This window comes from Legionella beliardensis, assembly GCF_900452395.1.
Classification (GTDB): Bacteria; Pseudomonadota; Gammaproteobacteria; order Legionellales; family Legionellaceae; genus Legionella_C; species Legionella_C beliardensis.
The window spans coordinates 301,215-319,772 of record NZ_UGNV01000001.1 but is presented as its reverse complement, the minus strand read 5'-3'; the positions used below and the strand labels follow the sequence as shown (position 1 = coordinate 319,772).

The window sequence follows — 18,558 nt, the reverse complement described above, 5'->3', positions numbered from 1 at the left end:
TCGTTAATGGATTGCTCTAAGTGCTACCTATTCGTTCATTTTAAGCGAAGACAATCCTTTAACCTGCTCATGTAGTAACACTACTCATTTTTTCAACATGCTTGCAATCAGCCTGAACTATTGAGCAACTGCTTATCTAGCTCAACTATATTTAAGCCTTTCTCCTTTTTAAGGAAGGTAGTTAATATTTTATAGGTGTCATAGTTTTCAGGAGTTTGGGTAGCTTTATGCATTAATAAGGGCAGCTCATGTTTATTGTTCACAGTGCCTATGTGACGCCAATGTTGAAAAACTGAATACTGAGTCATCTTATTAATTTTATTTTCTTCCTTTATAGCAATTGCCCCATTAAATGGCCAATCTTCTCGCTTAAACTGTTGTAATGCAGCCGAAACACGCTGATTATAAGCCTCATGCACTTCGCTTTGTATACAAGCACCTTGGCATCTTTTTAATTGATAAGAAAAACAAGCCTGATTTGCTTGCTCTAAACCACATAATTTCGGACAAAGTCCAAACTCCTTCACCCATTGCAAAAGCTTTTTCTTAGCAGCACTCATACTTCTAAACGCACCAAATAACTCGCTTACTGCAAGTTCGCATTCCTCATCAACTGTTGCCTGCGTAGCAGTTAAATGTAAATAACCTTGTGTTTGGGTAACTTTTATAGCGACTATATTTTTCTTTTTTCGCAACCTTCGATTATACAAAGGCATTTTTTCTTTAATTAGAGCAGACTCTAATAGTAAGGCGCTTAATTCGCCTGCAGTAGGAATAATTTCAATATGCTTAACTTGTTGCGATAAAGCAAACTCTTTTGCATGCGTATGATCAGATTGAAAATGAGATAATATTCGCTGTCGCAATGAAATACTCTTACCAATATATAAAGGTAATAACCTTTCATCACCATAAAAAATGTAAACTCCAGGTGATTCCGGAAACGTATTAAGGTTGGTTATAAGGGTAGCCGGCACACTTGGTTGTTGATAAATTTTTTTAGCTTGGTCTAATACGTCTAACATGGAAAAATTATTAAAAATCTGGCTTACTAATTTCTGTAATAAATTAACGTCGCTTTGCGCGCGATGTAGCGTGCCAGATTGCAGGCCAAAGGCCTGGGCTAAAGAGGCTAAGTTATAATGCTTAAGACCTGGATATAGCGCCCGAAATAATTTAATCGTACATAATATAGGAGGGTGAAAATTTATGCCTATTCGCTTAAAGGCGTTTTTTAGAAATCCGAAATCAAAGCGAGCATTATGGGCGACTAAAACACATCCTTGTAGTAGCAAAATTAATTCTTCTGCAATTATATTAAATTTTGGGGCATTATTAACTAGGCCATTACTAATTCCTGTTAATTGACTGATTGGCTCAGGAATAGTACGCTCAGGCTTAATTAAGCTATGCCAAGTTGCTTCTATACCTTTTTCAGTTAATATAATGACAGCAATTTCTGTAATTTTATCTCGAATAATATGCAAGCCTGTTGTTTCAATATCTACTAAGGCCCATCTAAAGCTAGGTTGCATGTTACTCCACCCTCATTAGATAAAATAAACGAGCACTCAGTATAATTTTTTTAATAAAAGAAAGCACCTAAATTGGATGAAGAAAGTATTACGATTAAAACTTCTTAATAGGATAGAAGCATCGTAGTTATCTATATAATTTGATCTGATTTTAGGAGATTAACAGTTTAATACTTTTTGAATAAAATATATCTAAATAGATTATTAGAGAATTTGAAGGCATAAAAAAACCCACCAGCGGTGGGTTTTCTCAATATGCTTTATTCGTTTTCAGACTCATCATCCGTTTGAATAGGACGGTCAACAAGTTCAACTACAGCCATAGGCGCATTATCACCAGGACGGAAACCGCATTTTAAAATACGTATATAACCGCCTGGGCGCTCAGCGAAACGAGGTCCTAAAGTAGCAAAAAGCTTACCAACAGCACTTTTTGAGCGTAGCTTATCAAATACATGCCTTCTAGAAGCCACAGAGTCCTTTTTACTGACAGTAATCAGAGGCTCTATATAACGGCGTAACTCTTTCGCTTTAGGAAGCGTGGTTTTGATTAATTCATGTTCAATTAAAGAGCAGCACATGTTTGAAAACATTGCCTTACGATGGCTGCTAGTTCGGCTAAAATTTCGGCCGGCATTACGGTGACGCATCTTAAACTCCTAATATTAATCGCCTAGATTAGCTGGAGGCCAATTTTCAAGTTTCATTCCTAAAGACAGTGATCGTGAAGCAAGCACGTCTTTAATTTCAGTAAGTGACTTTTTACCTAAGTTAGGCGTCTTTAACAATTCATTTTCAGTTTTCTGTACTAAATCACCAATATAGTAAATGTTCTCAGCTTTTAAGCAATTGGCAGAACGTACAGTAAGTTCCAAATCATCCACAGGTCTTAATAGAATAGGATCAAAATCATTACGTTCTTTTTGATCAGCACGGGATTCTTCAAACTTCATATCAACAAAAGCATGTAGCTGACGTTGTAATATGGAAGCAGAAATCCGAATAGCTTCTTCGGGATCTAGCGTACCATTAGTGTATAGATCGATAGTCAATTTATCTAAGTCAGTACGATTCTCAACACGAGCACTGTCTACAAAGTAAGCAACTTTTATAACAGGAGAAAAACTATTGTCTAACTTCAATTTGCCAACAGATTTCTGAGCAACTTCTTCTTCAAAAACAGTATTAAAATTTTCAGCAGAATGAAAGCCAATTCCACGCTCAACTTTCATGGTCATATTTAACGTGCCATTTTCATTTAAGGTAGCAATCACAAGCTCAGGATTAATAATTTCTTGATCAGTCGACAACTCGATATCCCCGGCAGTAACTACACAGGGCCCAACTTTATTTAAAGTTAACGTTGCTTCTCTACCAGAACCAATCTTAATAGCAACTTCCTTTAAATTTAAAAGAATATCAACGACATCTTCGCGAACACCTTCAATCGTACTATATTCATGCAAAACACCTGCAATCGATACTTCAGTAATTGCCCAACCAGGCATAGAAGATAAAAGAATTCTGCGTATTGCATTTCCTAAAGTATGACCATACCCACGCTCTAAAGGCTCAAGTACAATACGAGAATGATATTTTGAATTCGCCTGTACCTTAAGTACAGTAGGTGTCAGCATTTCATTAATTTCATACATTAGACAATGTCTCCAGATCTTACTTAGAGTAAAGTTCTACAACTAAATTGACGTTAAAATCAGATGACAAGTCATTGATACTAGGAGCAGAAACAAATGTACCTTTTAACAAGTTAGAGTCTACTGTCAACCAATCACATGGTGCTCTTTGCTCGGATAAAGCAATAGCTGCTTTAATACGGCCTTGCTCTTTAGCTCTCTGACGGACAGCAATAACATCCCCAGGATTAACGATATACGCTGGAATATTCACTACTTTATCATTTACTAAAATCGCTTTATGACTAACAAGTTGTCTTGCTTCAGCACGGGTACTTGCAAAACCCATCCGATAAACAATGTTATCTAGACGGCTTTCTAGCAAAATCATTAGGTTTTCACCCGTAGATCCTTTTTTACGTGCAGCTGCTTTATAATAATTACGGAATTGTTTTTCCAATACCCCGTAGTAACGGCGTAATTTTTGTTTTTCACGTAATTGAAGACCATAATCACTTAAGCGAGGCTTCACGCCACCATGCTGGCCTGGTAATTTATCTAATTTACATTTTGACTTTAAATCACGCACCGCACTTTTAGTAAGAAGATCCACGCCTTCTCTACGCGATAGTTTACATTTGGGACCTAGATATCTAGCCATTATTACTCCTGAGTCTTAAACGCGACGTTTTTTAGGTGGCTTGCAACCATTATGTGGTATGCCCGTAACATCGGTAATTTCAACAATTTTGAAATCTTGTGATATTAACTCACGAATTGTCGATTCGCGTCCTGGTCCAGGGCCATGGACAAATACAGCCACAGATTTCATACCATATTCTTTAGCAACTGTAGAAGCACGTTCAGTAGCAACTTGGGCAGCATATGGCGTACTTTTTCTAGAGCCGCGGAAACCAGAGCCGCCTGAAGTAGCCCAACAAAGTGCGTTACCTTGCCTGTCTGTGAAAGTAACAATTGTGTTGTTAAATGACGCATGCACATGCACGATGCCGTCTGAAACCACGCGTTTAACTTTTTTTCTGGTCTTTTGTTGTTTAGCTTTTGGTGTAGCCATCTTAATTTCCTAAAATAATTATTTACTTACGCCTTTGCGACGACCTTTACGGGTACGGGCATTCGTTTTAGTGCGTTGTCCACGTAAGGGTAAACCACGACGATGGCGTAAGCCACGATAACAACCTAGGTCCATTAGACGCTTAATATTCATCGTAACAACGCGGCGCAAATCTCCTTCGACTGTCATTTTTGCAATTTCAGTCCGTAACGCCTCAAGTAACTCTTCAGAAACTTGTGAAACTTTAGTGGCGGGATCAACTCCTACAGTTTTACATAATTCTTGAGAAGTTGTTTTACCAATGCCATATATTGACGTTAACGCAATTACAATATGTTTGTTATCCGGTATATTTACACCTGCAATACGAGCCATTAATCTCTCCGTACGTTATTTTGCTCTGCCAGAAAGGGACAGAAGAATACTATTATATTGATACAAAATCAAGCAATAATTAGCCCTGCTTTTGCTTATGCCTTGCATCCTTACAAATAACACGAATTGTTCCATTTCTTTTAATAATTTTACAATTTCGGCATAGGCGCTTGACTGATGCTCTAACTTTCATTCATAACTCCAAATAAATATTATAAAAGACCAGGCAGCTTGGTGCCTCTAAAATTGGCCTTTTTCATCAAAGAATCATATTGCTGAGTCATTAAATGGGCTTGTACTTGAGCTACAAAGTCCATGATTACGACGACAATGATTAAAAGTGAAGTCCCGCCAAAATAAAAAGGAACATGCCAGGTATACATCAAAATTTGTGGTAACAAACAGACTAATACTAAATAGATAGCACCTATTAATGTTAATCGTGTCATAACTGAATCAATGTATCGAGTAGTTTGCTCACCGGGACGAATACCAGGAATATAAGCGCCAGACTTCTTTAAATTATCAGCGGTATCTTTAGGGTTAAAAACTAAAGCCGCATAAAAAAATGCAAAGAATAAAATAGCCGCAGCATATACGATTAAATAAAGGGGTTGACCCGGGGAAAGAGCCATACCAATATCTGCTAGCCAATCCATGCCTTTACCTTTAGCAAAAAACTGAGCCAAAGTAGCCGGTAATAAAATAATGCTTGAAGCAAAAATAGGCGGGATTACTCCAGACATATTTATTTTTAAAGGCAAATGACTTGTTTGAGCTGCATAAACCTTACGACCATGAGTACGTTGGGCATAATTAACTCGAATACGTCGCTGTGCCCGCTCCATAAAGACAACAAATCCTGTTACAACAACTACAACAACAGCAATAATAATTAATGTTAAGGCTTGCATTTGTCCTTCTCTAACCTGTTGAAAAACAGATGCGAGAGCATGCGGCATACTAGAAACAATCCCTGAAAATATAATGAGAGATATACCATTGCCAACACCTTTCTCGGTAATTTGCTCACCTAACCACATTAAAAACATTGTGCCGGTTACTAAGGTAATCACTGCAGTAAAATAGAAAAATATATCTGCATGCAAAGCGATATTCTGACCTGCTAACCAGCGTGCCATACCTAACGACTGAAAAACAGATAAAATTAAGGTCAAATAGCGTGTATATTGATTAATTTTCCGGCGCCCTGATTCACCCTCTTTCTTTAATTGTTCTAGTTTTGGCGAAACAACTGAAAAAAGCTGAATAATAATTGACGCAGAAATATAAGGCATTATACCAATAGCAAACACTGTGACACGCGATAGCGCACCACCAGAAAACATATTAAACAAGCCAAATATTGTATTCTGTTGCTCGCCAAAGAAATTAGCTAATTTTTGGGGATCAAGGCCAGGCACAGGAATATGGGCACCTAATCGATACACCAGAATACCGAGAACTACGAACAAAAGCCGAGCTTTTAATTCTGCCAATCCACCTTTAGATTGGCTAGTTAATTGTTTTTTGCTATTCATATTAATCTTCTATACTTCCACCTGCTTGTTCGATCGCAGAGCGGGCTCCTTTTGTTACACGAAGACCTTTAATTTTAAGAGCGGTTGTTATCTCACCAGAAAGAATAACTTTTACCTCTTTAATTGATTTATTGATTAGGCCATGTTGTTTTAATACATTAATATCTACAGTATCAGTAGCTAATTTTGCTAATTCAGATAATGTAATTTCATCAACTAGCTTTGCAGCCTTTGATTTAAAGCCCATTTTTGGTAAACGTCTCTGAATGGGCATTTGACCGCCTTCAAAGTTAATTTTATGAAACCCACCAGCACGTGCTTTTTGTCCTTTATGGCCTTTTCCACAGGTCTTACCTAGGCCGGAACCAATGCCACGACCAACACGGCGCTTAGCAGTGCGTGAGCCAAATTCTGGGGAAAGTGAATTTAAGTTCATTTAAGCACACTCCTCGACTTTTAATAAGTAATCAACTGCATTCACTAAACCACGAATTGCAGGATTGTCTGCATGAATAACAGAGCTGTTCAATTTACCTAAACCAAGCTGTTTAACAATGTGAACATGCTTTGGCTTACGACCAATAGTGCTTTTAATCAAAGTAATTTTAATATTTTTACTCATGCTGATCTGCCGTTATTTGTTCAATAGTTTTACCGCGCTTCGCTGCAACGTAATCAGGTGTGCCAATATTAGTTAAAGCGCCAATTGTAGCTCTTACAATATTACTAGGGTTTGTAGAACCAATGCTTTTAGCTAATATATTTTGCACGCCTAGAACTTCTAATACTGCCCGCATAGCACCACCGGCAATAATACCTGTTCCTTCGCTAGCTGGCTTCATGAATACTTTTGAAGCACCATAATTCCAAGTAATTTCATGATGAATAGTATTTCCGGCTAGAGAAATATAAGTCATGTTCTTTCTCGCTTGCTCCATTGCCTTTTGAATAGCTATAGGAACTTCACGTGCTTTACCACGGCCAAAGCCAACTTTGCCTTTGCCATCACCAATTACAACTAAAACAGCAAAACCAAAAACACGACCGCCTTTTACAACTTTTGCTGTACGAGTAACGGCAACTAATTTTTCTTGGTAGCCTTCGTTTACTTTAGAATCATCAAATACCATCACTTTTCCTTTAAAAATTCAAACCAGCTGCACGCGCGCCATCAGCTAATGCTTTAACGCGACCATGATACTTATAGCCAGAGCGGTCAAATGCCACATCACTAATTTTCTTAGCCTTAGCCCTTTCACCAAGTAATTTTCCAACTTGATGTGATTGCTCAACTTTAGTGCCGCTTAAAGAAGACTTTAATTCAGTATCAAGGGTTGAACAAGAAACTAAAACGATGTCTCCATTCTCTCCCCCAACAACTATCTGAGAATAGATGTTGCATGCACTACGATAAACAACAAGACGGGGCCTGTCAGAATTTCTCTGAATAGCTTTAGCTTTCATGCCGCGTCGAATGCGTGAAGTTCGTATACTCATTTTTAAACCCTATTTCTTCTTAGCTTCTTTACGAGCTATATGTTCGCCAGCATATTTGACCCCTTTACCTTTATAAGGCTCTGGCTTTCTTATTGCGCGAATTTCAGCAGCAACTTGGCCTAATAATTGCCTGTCAATACCACGTAAATTTATAGTGGTATTATTGGGGGTTTCGGCTGTTACACCTTCTGGCAACTTATATTCAACAGGATGAGAGAAACCTAAAGATAAATTTAGATTTTTCCCACTCGCTTGCGCCCGATATCCTACTCCAACTAGCTCCAGTGTAATTGTAAATCCTTCAGTTACACCTCTAACCATATTATTGAGCAACGCTCGAGCTGTGCCTGCATGTGCCCATGCATTCGGGTCTTTTGACGCAGGCTTGAATGTTACTACATTTGAACCGTCAGTGGAGATGTCAACCAATTTATTAAAAGACTGGGATAACTCTCCTTTTGGCCCTTTAACGGTCATAGTACTTTTTGTTACAGTTAACCCTACATTTGCGGGTAGGGATATTGGGGCCTTTGCTACTCTTGACATATCATTCCTCGCAACTTTTAAGCTACTTCACAAAGTATTTCACCACCAACACGCTTAGATTTCGCCATAATATGAGTCATGACCCCTTTTGAGGTAGATAAAATGGCAATTCCAAATCCAGGTATAGCTGATAATTCGTTAAATGGTTTATAAACTCTTAAGCCAGGTCGACTTATGCGATCAATCCGCTCAATAACAGGCCTACCGTGATAATATTTTAAATCGATAGTCATGCTTTTAATATTATTCTTAGTAGACTCAACACTATAATCTAGTATGTAGCCTTCCTCTTTTAATACGCGAGCAATTTCCTCTTTCAGTTTTGATGAATGAAGAGAAACGCTTCGATGTTTCGCTTGCTGGCCGTTTCTAATTCGGGTCAGCATATCAGCTACGGGGTCATGCATACTCACACTTTTTCTCCAATAGTCTAAACATTACCAGCTCGATTTACGACCACCAGTAACATTGCCATTCATTAATTGTTGCCGTAAGCAAATTCTACAAAGCCCAAACTTTCTATATACGGCGTGAGGTCGGCCACATTGTTGGCATCGAGTGCTATGACGGACGGGATTAGAATTAACAGGTAGCTTTGCTAACTGTGCTTGCGCATCCATCACTGCATCAAAATCTTTGGAAGATTTGATTAAGACTTTTAATTCAGTTCGTCTTTTTCTATACTTTTCAACTAGCTTTGCACGCTTTTTTTCTCGTTCAAGCATTGATTTTTTAGCCACGGTAATACCCTTCTTTAATGTTTGTCTCTGTCTTTTAAAGGCAGGTTAAATGCTTCTAATAAAGCTTTTGCCTCTTCGTTAGTTTTAGCACTAGTAGTTATACAGATATCTAAACCTCTAATGCCATCGGTTTTATCAAAGTCAATTTCTGGGAAAACGATCTGTTCGCTTAATCCCATACTATAGTTTCCAGTACCATCAAATGACTTAGGGCTCAAACCTCTAAAGTCACGAACTCGTGGTAGAGCAATACTGATTAACCTATCCAGAAACTCATACATGTTGTCCTTTCTCAAAGTGACTTTACACCCAATTGGCCAACCTTCACGAATTTTAAATCCAGCTAAAGATTTACGCGCTTTAGTCACGACTGGTTTTTGACCAGCAATTAAAGTCATGTCTTCAACAGCATGATTCATAACTTTTTTATCGCCTACGGCTTCACCAACGCCCATATTTAAAGTAATTTTAACAATTTTAGGGACTTGCATTATGCTTTTGTAGCCGAACTTCTTCATCATCAAGTCCACTACTTCGCTTCTATAATATTCTTTAAGTCTTGCTCTTGCCATTTCCCGTCACCTAACTAGATTAAGTCAACTACTTCATTATTAGATTTGAAGTATCTAACCTTGTGTGTTTTACCATCTTTTTCTAAGATTTTAAAACCTACTTTATCTGCTTTCTTAGAAGCAGGGTTGTACAACGCAACATTAGAAATATGTAACGGTGCTTCAATAGAGCGAATGCCGCCTTTATCATTAATTTGAGGATTAGGCTTAACATGCTTTTTTAATAAATTGGCGCCTTCAACAACCACGGAATCACCAAATACACGGGTTACTTTGCCAATATGCCCTTTGCTTTTACCAGTGATAACAATGACTGTATCGCCAGAACGGATACGTTTCATAATTTTATCCTTTTACAATACTTCTGCTGCTAAAGAGATAATCTTCATAAATTTTTCTCTTAACTCGCGTACTACCGGACCAAATATACGGGTACCAATAGGCTCATTTTGGTTATTTAAAAGAACAGCAGCGTTTCCATCAAAACGAATTAGCGAGCCATCATCACGGCGTACGCCCTGGCTAGTTCTAACCACTACAGCCTTCATAACTGCACCCTTTTTTACCTTACTTCTAGGAATAGCATCTTTTATACTTACTTTGATGACATCCCCAACTCGTGCGTAGCGTCGATGAGAGCCGCCTAACACTTTGATACACATCACTTTGCGTGCGCCGCTATTATCAGCAACATCAAGCACCGTCTGCATTTGTATCATAATAAACTCCAGTTCCTAATACGACCAGAAAAAGGTGGCTGATTATATCAGCCCTTTTAATATTTTAAAAGTCGATTACTACATATTAAGAAATAACTTCAACAAGAACCCAACTTTTTGTTTTTGAGAGAGGGCGCGATTCACGAATTTTAACCGTGTTACCAATCTTACCTACTTCATTTTCATCATGGGCATGTAGCTTCGTTCTTCTCTTCATAATTTTGCCGTACTTGGGATGCTTTACCGTGCGTTCGACCATGACTACAATAGTTTTTTGCATCTTATCGCTAACGATTTTTCCAACCAGCGTTCTGGCATTAGATTCACTATTCTTCGACATAAGTCTTTCCAACCTTTTCCGTCATAATTGTTTTTACTCTAGCAATGGCTTTTCTTGCTTCCTTAATAGGATGAGTTTTATCTAACAAACCATTTGCTTTTTTCATTCTTAACTTAAATTGTAACTTTCTTATATCAATCAACTCTTCGTTTAATTGATCTAAAGAAAGCTCTCTTAACTCACTAATGTTTTTCATTACATCACCTTCCGCTCTTCAAAGATCACTTTGAAAGGTAATTTTGCTTTTGCTAGATTAAAAGCTTCCATAGCAAGTTCTCTAGTCACACCTTCCATTTCAAATAATACTTTGCCAGGTTGAATTTGCGCAACCCAGTATTCAACACTACCTTTACCTTTACCTTGTCGAACTTCCAAAGGCTTTTGGGTAATTGGCTTATCAGGAAAAACGCGAATCCAGATTTTTCCGCCCCGCTTAATGTGACGAGTCATTGCTCTTCGAGCAGCTTCGATTTGGCGCGCAGTTAAACGTCCTCGCTCTAGCGCCTTTAATCCAAACTCACCAAAACTAACCTTATTGCCTGTCAATGCCAGGCCACGGTTACGACCTTTCATTTGTTTTCTATATTTAGTACGTTTAGGCTGTAACATGATCACCAATCCTCATTCATTTACTGCTTTCAACAGCACGATTTTTTTGTGGCAGTATTTCACCTTTAAAGATCCATACCTTAACGCCAATAATACCGTATGTTGTTTTTGCTTCTGCAGTACCATAATCAACATCTGCTCGGAATGTATGCAATGGGACACGGCCTTCACGATACCATTCGCTACGAGCAATCTCAGCTCCACCAAGACGTCCACTCACGCAAATTTTAATTCCTTTCGCGCCAGCCTTCATAGCTGAAGTCACAGCTCGCTTCATAGCCCTTCTAAACATTACTCGTTGCTCTAATTGTTGAGCAATACTTTCAGCAACCAGGATAGAATCAAGTTCTGGTTTACGAACTTCTTCAATGTTTAAATGAACAGGCACGTTTAATTTAGCTGCAATTTCACTGCGAATGCCTTCAATACTGCCACCTTTTTTACCAATTAAGACGCCTGGTCTAGCACACTCGATAGTCACGACTGCATTGCTTGCTGGCCTTTCAATTTTAATTCGGCTAACGGCAGCACTCGCGTATTTTTTCTTAAGTTCTTTTCTTAAGTTAATGTCTTCGTTTAATAATTTGGCATAAGTTTTACTGGCATACCATTTTGAATCCCAGTCTTTTGTTATACCTAAACGAATACCTATTGGGTTTACTTTTTGTCCCATTATGCTATACCCCGTCAGATACTTTAATTAAAATATGGCAATTGCGCTTGCAAATGCGATTGGCCCTTCCTTTAGCACGCGGACTAATTCTTTTCAAAGTAGCAGCTTCATCCACGCAGACAGTTCCAACTTTTAACTCATCAATATCAGCACCATTATTATTTTCAGCATTAGCAATGGCTGATTCTAATAATTTTAGCATGAGCGCTGCTCCTTTTTTGGGAGTAAAGCGCAATACGTCAAGTGCCTTTGAGACGCTTAAACCGCGAATCAAATTCGCGATTAATCTAGCTTTCTGTGCGGACAGACGTGCATTACTTAATTTAGCTGTAACTTGCATCATGACCTCTTATTTACCTTTAGCCTTTCTGTCACCAGAATGCGCTTTAAATGTTCGAGTCGTAGCAAACTCGCCTAATTTGTGACCGACCATATTATCAGTAATGTAGACAGGAACATGAACCTTACCGTTATGTACGGCAATAGTATGCTCAATCATTTCAGGAATTATTGTCGAACGTCTGGACCAAGTTTTAATTGGTTTTTTAGACTTTGTCTGATTCGCCAATTCTATCTTCTTTAATAAGTGTCGATCAATGAATGGACCTTTTCTTATGGAACGTGGCACCTTAATATCCTCTTAACTAATTATTTCTTTTTGCGTCGTCTTACAATAAAGCGATCAGTACGTTTATTGCTCCTTGTCTTATATCCTTTTGTAGGCACACCCCAAGGTGTTACAGGATGACGACCGCCTGAAGTTCTTCCCTCACCTCCTCCATGTGGATGATCAACTGGGTTCATAGCAACACCACGTACAGTAGGTCTAATGCCTCGCCAACGCTTAGCACCAGCTTTTCCTAATTTGCGTAAGCTATGCTCACTGTTGCTAACTTCGCCAATTACGGCACGACATGAAGTTAATACTTTACGCATTTCACCAGAACGAAGCTTCAATGTTGCATAAGAACCTTCTTTTGCGACAATCTGGCCGCCGCACCCTGCACTGCGTAGCAATTGAGCACCCTTACCAGGCTTTAGCTCTACACAATGAATAGTTGTTCCAACAGGAATATTTCTTAGTGGCAGGCAATTACCTATACTGATGGGAGAATCTTCACCACTAACTATAATGCTACCAACTTCTAAATTAGTTGGAGCAATGATATAACGGCGCTCACCATCTTTATAAGCAATAAGAGCAATGAGAGCTGAACGATTAGGATCATACTCTAAACGCTCAACTTTGCCTTCAATGCCATCTTTATTGCGTTTAAAGTCAATTACTCTATATTTGCATCTTGCTCCGCCACCAATATGACGGACAGTGATACGACCATAATTATTACGACCGCCTGTTTTATTTAATTTTTCAACTAAAGCGGCATGTGGTTGTCCCTTATGAATATTATGATGTACAACCTTTAGCTCACCACGCTTACCCGGTGAGGTGGGTTTAGATTTTAAAAGAGCCATCTTAATCTGCCTTATTCTGCCAAGCTAAAGTCAATATCATAATTTTCCTGTAATGACACATACGCTTTTTTCCAATCGCTTCTTTTACCTTGCAATTGTTTAAAACGCTTTTGTTTGCCAGGAACATTTATTACAGATACACTTTTTACTTTGACGTTAAACATCTGTTCTACTGCTTTTTTAATTTCTGGCTTAGTAGCTGTTGGCAATACTTTAAATGTAAACTGCTTAAATTTTTCAGCCATAACAGTAGACTTTTCAGAGGTATGGGGCTCACGCAGAACCATAATTATGTGTTCAGCATTCATTGTAACAACTCCTCAAGTCGCTTAATAGCACTACTAGTTATGACTACTTTTTCAAATTGTAGTAAATTTACCGGATCTACAGACATAACATCACAAACATCAAACTCAACTAAATTACGTGAGCCTAAATATTCTTGCTCACTAATTTCATCCATAACTATTAATGCATTTGTAAGTTCGAATTCTTTAACTTTAGCTATAAAATCTTTTGTTTTATGTGAATTACATTGAAATTCACTAACAACAATAAGATTGTCATTACGATAAAGTTCAGAGATTATACTACGTAAAGCCCTTTTGTACATTTTTTTATTTATTTTTTGACTATAATCTCTTTTTTTAGAAGCGAATGTAATACCGCCCCCACGCCAGAGTGGGCTTCGGATAGTTCCAGCGCGTGCTCTACCAGTTCCTTTTTGGTTCCAAGGCTTTTTTCCACCGCCTCTTACTTCAGAGCGTGTTTTTTGAGCGCTATTACCACTACGGGCATTATTCATAAAAGCTACAACAGCTTGATGTATTAAGCCTTCGTTATAATCGTAACCAAAAATTTGTTCATTCACCTTCAAGGAGGTATTGGTGTCTTTAGTTTTAAGTTCCATTATTCTCCCCTTGCTTTCTTTTTAACAGCTGGTGTTACTCGCACCTTAGCACCTGGGCAGCCAGGAATGGCGCCTTTAATGAGTAGTAAATTGCGCTCAGCATCAATGCGCACTAACTCTAAATTTTGAGTAGTGCATCTCGCATTACCCATATGGCCTGCCATTTTCTTACCTTTAAAGACCTTACCAGGTGTTTGGTTTTGTCCAATTGAACCTGGTACTCTATGTGATCTAGAATTACCATGTGTAGCATCTTGTGTGCGGAAATTATAACGCTTTACAGTGCCTGCAAAACCTTTTCCTTTAGATGTTCCACATACATCAACATACTGGCCATTAGTAAACACATCAGCTACATTAATCTCTTGACCTGCCTGATATGCATCGGTTGAATCCATAACGAACTCACCAATCATATCACCTGCTTCAATTTGTGCTTTAGCAAAATGTCCGGCAAGTGGCTTGCTTACTCGGCTTGATTTTTTCTCGCCTGCAGTTATCTGGACAGCAATATAACCATCCTTTTCTAACGTTTTTATTTGTGAAACTCGGTTAGGCAATACCTCTACTACAGATACAGGTATAGATACACCATCATCAGTAAAGATGCGTGTCATACCTACCTTTCTGCCAATTAACCCTAATGTCGTCATAGTAATACCTCTTTAGTATCCATTGCCTTAAATGAATTATTCATCATCTAGGCTTATCTGAACATCAACCCCGGCAGCCAGGTCTAGCTTCATTAAGGCATCCACAGTTTTTTCAGTTGGATGTACGATTACTACTAGACGTTTGTGGGTTCGTAATTCATATTGATCGCGCGCATCTTTATTAACATGAGGCGAAATCAATACTGTAAATTTTTCCTTTTTAACAGGAAGTGGAATAGGGCCTCTTATTTGAGCCCCTGTACGCTTTGCTGTTTCTACGATTTCGCGAGTCGATGTATCGATTAAGCGATGATCAAACGACTTTAAGCGAATTTTAATATTTTGATTGTTACTCATCTCACTCACTCGATTATTTTTGCAACAACGCCTGCACCAACGGTGCGGCCACCTTCACGTATCGCAAAGCGTAAACCTTCATCCATAGCGATTGGGGAATGGAGGTGTACAGTTAATTGTACGTTATCACCTGGCATAACCATTTCGATGCCTTCTGGTAAATCACAAGAGCCGGTTACGTCTGTGGTTCTGAAATAGAACTGCGGACGATAGCCATTGAAGAAAGGTGTATGGCGACCGCCTTCATCTTTCGATAACACATACACTTCTGCTTCGAATTTGGTATGAGGTTTAATGGTACCTGGTTTAGCTAATACTTGACCGCGCTCAACTTCATCTCGTTTTGTACCACGCAATAAGATACCCACGTTATCACCGGCACGCCCTTCATCAAGGAGTTTACGGAACATTTCAACGCCAGTACATGTTGTTTTCTGCGTATCACGAATACCGACGATTTCGACTTCTTCACCGACTTTGACAATACCACTCTCGATACGACCGGTAACCACTGTACCACGACCAGAGATTGAGAATACGTCTTCGATAGGGAGTAAGAAGCTTTTATCGATATTACGAACAGGCTCAGGAATGTAAGAGTCCATCGTGTCGACCAGTTTTTCAATCGCAGCAACACCGATGTCACTTGTTTCGCCTTCAAGTGCTTTTAAGGCAGAACCAACCACGATTGGAATATCATCACCAGGGAATTCATAACTACTTAACAAGTCACGAACTTCCATTTCTACTAATTCTAAGAGCTCTGGGTCATCGACCATGTCTGCTTTGTTTAAGAACACGACAATATAAGGTACACCGACTTGGCGAGATAAAAGAATGTGCTCACGCGTTTGAGGCATTGGGCCATCTGCTGCTGACACCACAAGTATCGCACCATCCATTTGCGCAGCCCCAGTAATCATGTTTTTCACATAATCGGCATGGCCTGGGCAATCCACATGCGCATAGTGGCGGTTCGATGATTCATATTCAACATGCGCTGTAGATATGGTAATACCACGCTCACGTTCTTCAGGTGCAGCATCAATTTGGTCATAAGCTTTTGCTGTCCCACCAAATTTCTTTGCCATAATGGTTGTAATCGCTGCAGTCAGCGTAGTTTTTCCATGGTCAACGTGACCAATTGTTCCCACATTCACGTGTGGCTTTTTACGCTCAAACTTTTCCTTCGCCATTTCTCAATACCTCATTAACTTATTGTTTCTTAATTATCGCTTCAGCAATATTCGAAGGTGCTTCAGCGTATCGTGCAAATTCCATAGAAAATGTTCCACGGCCTTGACTGATAGAACGAACATCTGTCGCATAGCCAAACATTTCAGCTAAAGGCACTTCTGCACGAATTACTTTTCCAGCCGGAGAATCTTCCATACCTTGTACCATACCCCTGCGGCGATTTAGGTCTCCCATTACGTCGCCCATATAATCTTCAGGAGTTACAACTTCAACACTCATTATAGGTTCAAGAAGAACAGGTTTTGCCTTAAGAGCACCTTGCTTGAAGCATTGTGAGCCTGCAATTTTAAATGCCATTTCACTTGAGTCCACTTCATGATAAGAACCATCAAATAGTGTTACTTTTACATCTACAACAGGATAACCAGCGATAACGCCATTTAGTAACTGCTCTTGCACACCTTTATCTACTGCTGGAATATACTCTTTAGGTATAACCCCACCCACAATAGCATTAATAAATTCATACCCTTTGCCAGGCTCTTGCGGCTCAATTTTAAGCCATACATGACCATATTGACCACGACCACCTGACTGCCGTACGAACTTTCCTTCTTGCTCAACAGACTGCTTTATTGTTTCTCGATATGCCACTTGTGGTTTACCAACGTTTGCTTCAACGCTAAATTCACGCTTCATTCGGTCAACAATAATCTCTAGATGAAGCTCACCCATGCCTTGGATAATGGTTTGACCGGACTCCTCGTCTGTATGGACACGGAATGATGGGTCTTCTTGGGCTAACTTGCCTAAAGCAATAGACATTTTCTCTTGATCAGCTTTTGTTCTAGGCTCTACAGCTACGGCGATTACCGGATCAGGAAAATCCATGCGCTCAAGTATAACTGGCGACCCATTAATGTCACAAAGGGTATCCCCAGTAGTAACTGTTTTAAGACCTACGGCTGCGGCAATGTCTCCCGCTTTTACCTCTTTAATTTCTTCACGAGAATTAGCATGCATTTGTAACAGTCGGCCGATACGCTCTTTCTTCCCTTTTACTGAGTTATAAACGGTATCGCCACTTTTAAGGATACCTGAGTAAACGCGGAAATAAGTTAACGTACCAACAAAGGGATCGGTAGCTATTTTAAAGGCTAATGCTGCGAACGGCTCATCATAGGATGTTTTTCGCTTAATTTCATTACCGTCTTCATCATGTCCTTTAATAGCTGGAATATCAATTGGTGAAGGTAGATAATCAACTACCCCATCAAGTACCGCTTGGACACCTTTATTCTTAAACGCTGAACCACAAAATACAGGTACAATTTTATTAGTCACAGTGAGTTGACGCAAAGCCTCTTTAATTTCTTTTTCACTAAACTCGTTACCTTCCAAATATTTTTCCATGAGCTCTTCTGTGGCTTCAGCAGCAGCCTCAATAATTTTAGCTCTATATTCTTCACAGTGAGGTAACATTTCTGAAGGAATGTCTTTATATTCAAACGACATGCCTTTGCTTTCTTCATCCCAATGAATAGCTTTCATTTTTATGAGATCAATAACACCAATGAAGGCATCTTCTGATCCAATAGGTAATTGTACAACAACAGGATTTGAACCCAGTCTTTGCTTAATTTGATTTACCACACGTAAAAAATTAGCACCCATGCGGTCCATCTTATTCACAAAAACAAGTCTAGGCACGCCATATTTATCAGCTTGGCGCCATACTGTTTCAGACTGCGGTTCAACACCAGAGACAGCATCAAATACAACAATAGCACCATCAAGAACGCGTAAGGAGCGTTCAACTTCAATCATAAAGTCTACGTGCCCTGGGGTATCAATAATGTTGATACGATGACGAGCATACTGCTTATCCATGCCTTCCCAGTAACAAGTTGTTGCTGCGGACGTGATTGTAATACCTCGCTCTTGCTCCTGAACCATCCAATCCATGGTTGCAGCCCCATCGTGCACTTCGCCTATTTTATGAGACATGCCCGTATAAAATAAGACGCGCTCAGTCGTTGTCGTTTTCCCAGCGTCAACGTGAGCCGCAATTCCGATATTTCTGTAAAGTTCTAATGGAGTAGACACGGA

The 18,558-nt window shown here is 39.2% G+C and carries 31 protein-coding genes; all 31 read right to left on the bottom strand.

Annotated features, from left to right (window positions below; translation table 11 throughout):
• Positions 1-107 precede the first annotated feature (107 nt).
• A complete protein-coding gene (locus tag DYE47_RS01460; RefSeq protein ID WP_115301567.1) occupies positions 108-1,535 on the bottom strand; it encodes a 3'-5' exonuclease family protein in 1,428 nt (475 codons plus the stop codon).
• A 260-nt stretch (positions 1,536-1,795) separates the two neighbouring features.
• Positions 1,796-2,185, bottom strand: a complete 390-nt coding sequence (rplQ, locus tag DYE47_RS01455; RefSeq protein ID WP_115301566.1) for a 50S ribosomal protein L17 — start codon at positions 2,183-2,185, stop codon at positions 1,796-1,798.
• A 15-nt stretch (positions 2,186-2,200) separates the two neighbouring features.
• Complete coding sequence (locus DYE47_RS01450; RefSeq protein ID WP_115301565.1) at positions 2,201-3,190, bottom strand: DNA-directed RNA polymerase subunit alpha; 990 nt, start codon at positions 3,188-3,190, stop codon at positions 2,201-2,203.
• Between the two features lie 19 nt (positions 3,191-3,209).
• Complete coding sequence (gene rpsD, locus DYE47_RS01445; protein WP_115301564.1) at positions 3,210-3,830, bottom strand: 30S ribosomal protein S4; 621 nt, start codon at positions 3,828-3,830, stop codon at positions 3,210-3,212.
• Positions 3,831-3,845: 15 nt separating this feature from the next.
• Positions 3,846-4,244 carry a 30S ribosomal protein S11 gene (gene rpsK, locus DYE47_RS01440; protein ID WP_115301563.1) on the bottom strand — a complete coding sequence of 133 codons (399 nt, stop codon included), beginning with the start codon at positions 4,242-4,244 and terminating at the stop codon, positions 3,846-3,848.
• An 18-nt stretch (positions 4,245-4,262) separates the two neighbouring features.
• Positions 4,263-4,619: a 30S ribosomal protein S13 gene (gene rpsM, locus DYE47_RS01435; protein WP_115301562.1), complete on the bottom strand. Its 357-nt coding sequence runs from the start codon at positions 4,617-4,619 to the stop codon at positions 4,263-4,265.
• A gap of 79 nt (positions 4,620-4,698) precedes the next feature.
• Entirely contained in the window at positions 4,699-4,812 is a 114-nt protein-coding gene (rpmJ, locus tag DYE47_RS01430; RefSeq protein ID WP_081778074.1) for a 50S ribosomal protein L36, read from the bottom strand.
• 19 nt (positions 4,813-4,831) lie between these two features.
• Positions 4,832-6,160: a preprotein translocase subunit SecY gene (secY, locus tag DYE47_RS01425; protein WP_115301561.1), complete on the bottom strand. Its 1,329-nt coding sequence runs from the start codon at positions 6,158-6,160 to the stop codon at positions 4,832-4,834.
• Between the two features lies 1 nt (position 6,161).
• The gene (rplO, locus tag DYE47_RS01420; protein ID WP_115301560.1) at positions 6,162-6,596 is read right to left on the bottom strand and encodes a 50S ribosomal protein L15; all 435 of its coding nucleotides are present in this window, start codon (positions 6,594-6,596) and stop codon (positions 6,162-6,164) included.
• On the bottom strand, positions 6,597-6,782 hold the full coding sequence (gene rpmD / locus DYE47_RS01415; protein ID WP_115301559.1) for a 50S ribosomal protein L30: 186 nt from the start codon (positions 6,780-6,782) through the stop codon (positions 6,597-6,599).
• Positions 6,775-7,290 carry a 30S ribosomal protein S5 gene (rpsE, locus tag DYE47_RS01410; RefSeq protein ID WP_115301558.1) on the bottom strand — a complete coding sequence of 172 codons (516 nt, stop codon included), beginning with the start codon at positions 7,288-7,290 and terminating at the stop codon, positions 6,775-6,777. The genes rpmD and rpsE overlap by 8 nt, the downstream gene beginning before the upstream one ends.
• Positions 7,291-7,300: 10 nt before the next feature.
• Entirely contained in the window at positions 7,301-7,657 is a 357-nt protein-coding gene (gene rplR / locus DYE47_RS01405; RefSeq protein ID WP_115301557.1) for a 50S ribosomal protein L18, read from the bottom strand.
• Between the two features lie 9 nt (positions 7,658-7,666).
• Positions 7,667-8,203 (bottom strand): 50S ribosomal protein L6, encoded by a 537-nt coding sequence (rplF, locus tag DYE47_RS01400; RefSeq protein WP_115301556.1) that lies wholly within the window; start codon positions 8,201-8,203, stop codon positions 7,667-7,669.
• Positions 8,204-8,220: 17 nt separating this feature from the next.
• A complete protein-coding gene (gene rpsH / locus DYE47_RS01395) occupies positions 8,221-8,610 on the bottom strand; it encodes a 30S ribosomal protein S8 (RefSeq protein WP_425324454.1) in 390 nt (129 codons plus the stop codon).
• Positions 8,611-8,640: 30 nt separating this feature from the next.
• A complete protein-coding gene (gene rpsN / locus DYE47_RS01390) occupies positions 8,641-8,943 on the bottom strand; it encodes a 30S ribosomal protein S14 (protein WP_115301554.1) in 303 nt (100 codons plus the stop codon).
• 14 nt (positions 8,944-8,957) lie between these two features.
• Positions 8,958-9,515, bottom strand: a complete 558-nt coding sequence (gene rplE / locus DYE47_RS01385; protein WP_115301553.1) for a 50S ribosomal protein L5 — start codon at positions 9,513-9,515, stop codon at positions 8,958-8,960.
• A 14-nt stretch (positions 9,516-9,529) separates the two neighbouring features.
• Positions 9,530-9,856 (bottom strand): 50S ribosomal protein L24, encoded by a 327-nt coding sequence (gene rplX / locus DYE47_RS01380; RefSeq protein ID WP_115301552.1) that lies wholly within the window; start codon positions 9,854-9,856, stop codon positions 9,530-9,532.
• A gap of 12 nt (positions 9,857-9,868) precedes the next feature.
• On the bottom strand, positions 9,869-10,234 hold the full coding sequence (gene rplN / locus DYE47_RS01375; protein WP_115301551.1) for a 50S ribosomal protein L14: 366 nt from the start codon (positions 10,232-10,234) through the stop codon (positions 9,869-9,871).
• Positions 10,235-10,319: 85 nt separating this feature from the next.
• On the bottom strand, positions 10,320-10,574 hold the full coding sequence (rpsQ, locus tag DYE47_RS01370) for a 30S ribosomal protein S17 (RefSeq protein WP_115301550.1): 255 nt from the start codon (positions 10,572-10,574) through the stop codon (positions 10,320-10,322).
• Positions 10,561-10,770 (bottom strand): 50S ribosomal protein L29, encoded by a 210-nt coding sequence (rpmC, locus tag DYE47_RS01365; protein ID WP_115301549.1) that lies wholly within the window; start codon positions 10,768-10,770, stop codon positions 10,561-10,563. Before rpmC ends, rpsQ begins: the two co-directional genes overlap by 14 nt.
• Positions 10,770-11,183: a 50S ribosomal protein L16 gene (rplP, locus tag DYE47_RS01360; RefSeq protein WP_115301548.1), complete on the bottom strand. Its 414-nt coding sequence runs from the start codon at positions 11,181-11,183 to the stop codon at positions 10,770-10,772. The genes rpmC and rplP overlap by 1 nt, the downstream gene beginning before the upstream one ends.
• A 16-nt stretch (positions 11,184-11,199) precedes the next feature.
• Positions 11,200-11,856 carry a 30S ribosomal protein S3 gene (rpsC, locus tag DYE47_RS01355; RefSeq protein ID WP_115301547.1) on the bottom strand — a complete coding sequence of 219 codons (657 nt, stop codon included), beginning with the start codon at positions 11,854-11,856 and terminating at the stop codon, positions 11,200-11,202.
• A gap of 4 nt (positions 11,857-11,860) precedes the next feature.
• Positions 11,861-12,196 carry a 50S ribosomal protein L22 gene (gene rplV, locus DYE47_RS01350; protein WP_115301546.1) on the bottom strand — a complete coding sequence of 112 codons (336 nt, stop codon included), beginning with the start codon at positions 12,194-12,196 and terminating at the stop codon, positions 11,861-11,863.
• A 9-nt stretch (positions 12,197-12,205) separates the two neighbouring features.
• Positions 12,206-12,484 carry a 30S ribosomal protein S19 gene (gene rpsS, locus DYE47_RS01345; protein ID WP_115301545.1) on the bottom strand — a complete coding sequence of 93 codons (279 nt, stop codon included), beginning with the start codon at positions 12,482-12,484 and terminating at the stop codon, positions 12,206-12,208.
• A 20-nt stretch (positions 12,485-12,504) separates the two neighbouring features.
• The gene (gene rplB, locus DYE47_RS01340; RefSeq protein ID WP_115301544.1) at positions 12,505-13,332 is read right to left on the bottom strand and encodes a 50S ribosomal protein L2; all 828 of its coding nucleotides are present in this window, start codon (positions 13,330-13,332) and stop codon (positions 12,505-12,507) included.
• A gap of 11 nt (positions 13,333-13,343) precedes the next feature.
• Entirely contained in the window at positions 13,344-13,640 is a 297-nt protein-coding gene (gene rplW, locus DYE47_RS01335; protein ID WP_115301543.1) for a 50S ribosomal protein L23, read from the bottom strand.
• Positions 13,637-14,242 carry a 50S ribosomal protein L4 gene (rplD, locus tag DYE47_RS01330; RefSeq protein ID WP_115301542.1) on the bottom strand — a complete coding sequence of 202 codons (606 nt, stop codon included), beginning with the start codon at positions 14,240-14,242 and terminating at the stop codon, positions 13,637-13,639. Before rplD ends, rplW begins: the two co-directional genes overlap by 4 nt.
• Positions 14,242-14,895 (bottom strand): 50S ribosomal protein L3, encoded by a 654-nt coding sequence (gene rplC, locus DYE47_RS01325; RefSeq protein ID WP_115301541.1) that lies wholly within the window; start codon positions 14,893-14,895, stop codon positions 14,242-14,244. The genes rplD and rplC overlap by 1 nt, the downstream gene beginning before the upstream one ends.
• A 36-nt stretch (positions 14,896-14,931) precedes the next feature.
• Complete coding sequence (rpsJ, locus tag DYE47_RS01320; RefSeq protein ID WP_115301540.1) at positions 14,932-15,252, bottom strand: 30S ribosomal protein S10; 321 nt, start codon at positions 15,250-15,252, stop codon at positions 14,932-14,934.
• 5 nt (positions 15,253-15,257) lie between these two features.
• Positions 15,258-16,448 (bottom strand): elongation factor Tu, encoded by a 1,191-nt coding sequence (gene tuf, locus DYE47_RS01315; RefSeq protein WP_115301529.1) that lies wholly within the window; start codon positions 16,446-16,448, stop codon positions 15,258-15,260.
• Positions 16,449-16,467: 19 nt separating this feature from the next.
• Complete coding sequence (gene fusA / locus DYE47_RS01310) at positions 16,468-18,555, bottom strand: elongation factor G (protein WP_115301539.1); 2,088 nt, start codon at positions 18,553-18,555, stop codon at positions 16,468-16,470.
• Between the last annotated feature and the right edge of the window lie 3 nt (positions 18,556-18,558).

Bases quoted from the DNA above. Each gene is read 5' to 3' on its own strand.
- rplO (WP_115301560.1), bottom strand. From the start codon at position 6,596: ATGAACTTAAATTCACTTTCCCCAGAATTTGGCTCACGCACTGCTAAG.
- rplC (WP_115301541.1), bottom strand. From the start codon at position 14,895: ATGACGACATTAGGGTTAATTGGCAGAAAGGTAGGTATGACACGCATC.
- rplB (WP_115301544.1), bottom strand. From the start codon at position 13,332: ATGGCTCTTTTAAAATCTAAACCCACCTCACCGGGTAAGCGTGGTGAG.
- tuf (WP_115301529.1), bottom strand. From the start codon at position 16,448: ATGGCGAAGGAAAAGTTTGAGCGTAAAAAGCCACACGTGAATGTGGGA.
- secY (WP_115301561.1), bottom strand. From the start codon at position 6,160: ATGAATAGCAAAAAACAATTAACTAGCCAATCTAAAGGTGGATTGGCA.
- rplF (WP_115301556.1), bottom strand. From the start codon at position 8,203: ATGTCAAGAGTAGCAAAGGCCCCAATATCCCTACCCGCAAATGTAGGG.
- rplQ (WP_115301566.1), bottom strand. From the start codon at position 2,185: ATGCGTCACCGTAATGCCGGCCGAAATTTTAGCCGAACTAGCAGCCAT.
- rpsH (WP_425324454.1), bottom strand. From the start codon at position 8,610: ATGCATGACCCCGTAGCTGATATGCTGACCCGAATTAGAAACGGCCAG.
- rpsC (WP_115301547.1), bottom strand. From the start codon at position 11,856: ATGGGACAAAAAGTAAACCCAATAGGTATTCGTTTAGGTATAACAAAA.
- rpsQ (WP_115301550.1), bottom strand. From the start codon at position 10,574: ATGTCGAAGAATAGTGAATCTAATGCCAGAACGCTGGTTGGAAAAATC.
- rpmC (WP_115301549.1), bottom strand. From the start codon at position 10,770: ATGAAAAACATTAGTGAGTTAAGAGAGCTTTCTTTAGATCAATTAAAC.
- DYE47_RS01450 (WP_115301565.1), bottom strand. From the start codon at position 3,190: ATGTATGAAATTAATGAAATGCTGACACCTACTGTACTTAAGGTACAG.
- rplX (WP_115301552.1), bottom strand. From the start codon at position 9,856: ATGAAACGTATCCGTTCTGGCGATACAGTCATTGTTATCACTGGTAAA.
- rpmJ (WP_081778074.1), bottom strand. From the start codon at position 4,812: ATGAAAGTTAGAGCATCAGTCAAGCGCCTATGCCGAAATTGTAAAATT.
- rpmD (WP_115301559.1), bottom strand. From the start codon at position 6,782: ATGAGTAAAAATATTAAAATTACTTTGATTAAAAGCACTATTGGTCGT.
- rplV (WP_115301546.1), bottom strand. From the start codon at position 12,196: ATGCAAGTTACAGCTAAATTAAGTAATGCACGTCTGTCCGCACAGAAA.
- rpsE (WP_115301558.1), bottom strand. From the start codon at position 7,290: ATGGTATTTGATGATTCTAAAGTAAACGAAGGCTACCAAGAAAAATTA.
- rplD (WP_115301542.1), bottom strand. From the start codon at position 14,242: ATGGAACTTAAAACTAAAGACACCAATACCTCCTTGAAGGTGAATGAA.
- rplP (WP_115301548.1), bottom strand. From the start codon at position 11,183: ATGTTACAGCCTAAACGTACTAAATATAGAAAACAAATGAAAGGTCGT.
- rplN (WP_115301551.1), bottom strand. From the start codon at position 10,234: ATGATACAAATGCAGACGGTGCTTGATGTTGCTGATAATAGCGGCGCA.
- rplR (WP_115301557.1), bottom strand. From the start codon at position 7,657: ATGAGTATACGAACTTCACGCATTCGACGCGGCATGAAAGCTAAAGCT.
- DYE47_RS01460 (WP_115301567.1), bottom strand. From the start codon at position 1,535: ATGCAACCTAGCTTTAGATGGGCCTTAGTAGATATTGAAACAACAGGC.
- rpsK (WP_115301563.1), bottom strand. From the start codon at position 4,244: ATGGCTACACCAAAAGCTAAACAACAAAAGACCAGAAAAAAAGTTAAA.
- rplW (WP_115301543.1), bottom strand. From the start codon at position 13,640: ATGAATGCTGAACACATAATTATGGTTCTGCGTGAGCCCCATACCTCT.
- rplE (WP_115301553.1), bottom strand. From the start codon at position 9,515: ATGGCAAGAGCAAGACTTAAAGAATATTATAGAAGCGAAGTAGTGGAC.
- rpsD (WP_115301564.1), bottom strand. From the start codon at position 3,830: ATGGCTAGATATCTAGGTCCCAAATGTAAACTATCGCGTAGAGAAGGC.
- rpsM (WP_115301562.1), bottom strand. From the start codon at position 4,619: ATGGCTCGTATTGCAGGTGTAAATATACCGGATAACAAACATATTGTA.
- rpsJ (WP_115301540.1), bottom strand. From the start codon at position 15,252: ATGAGTAACAATCAAAATATTAAAATTCGCTTAAAGTCGTTTGATCAT.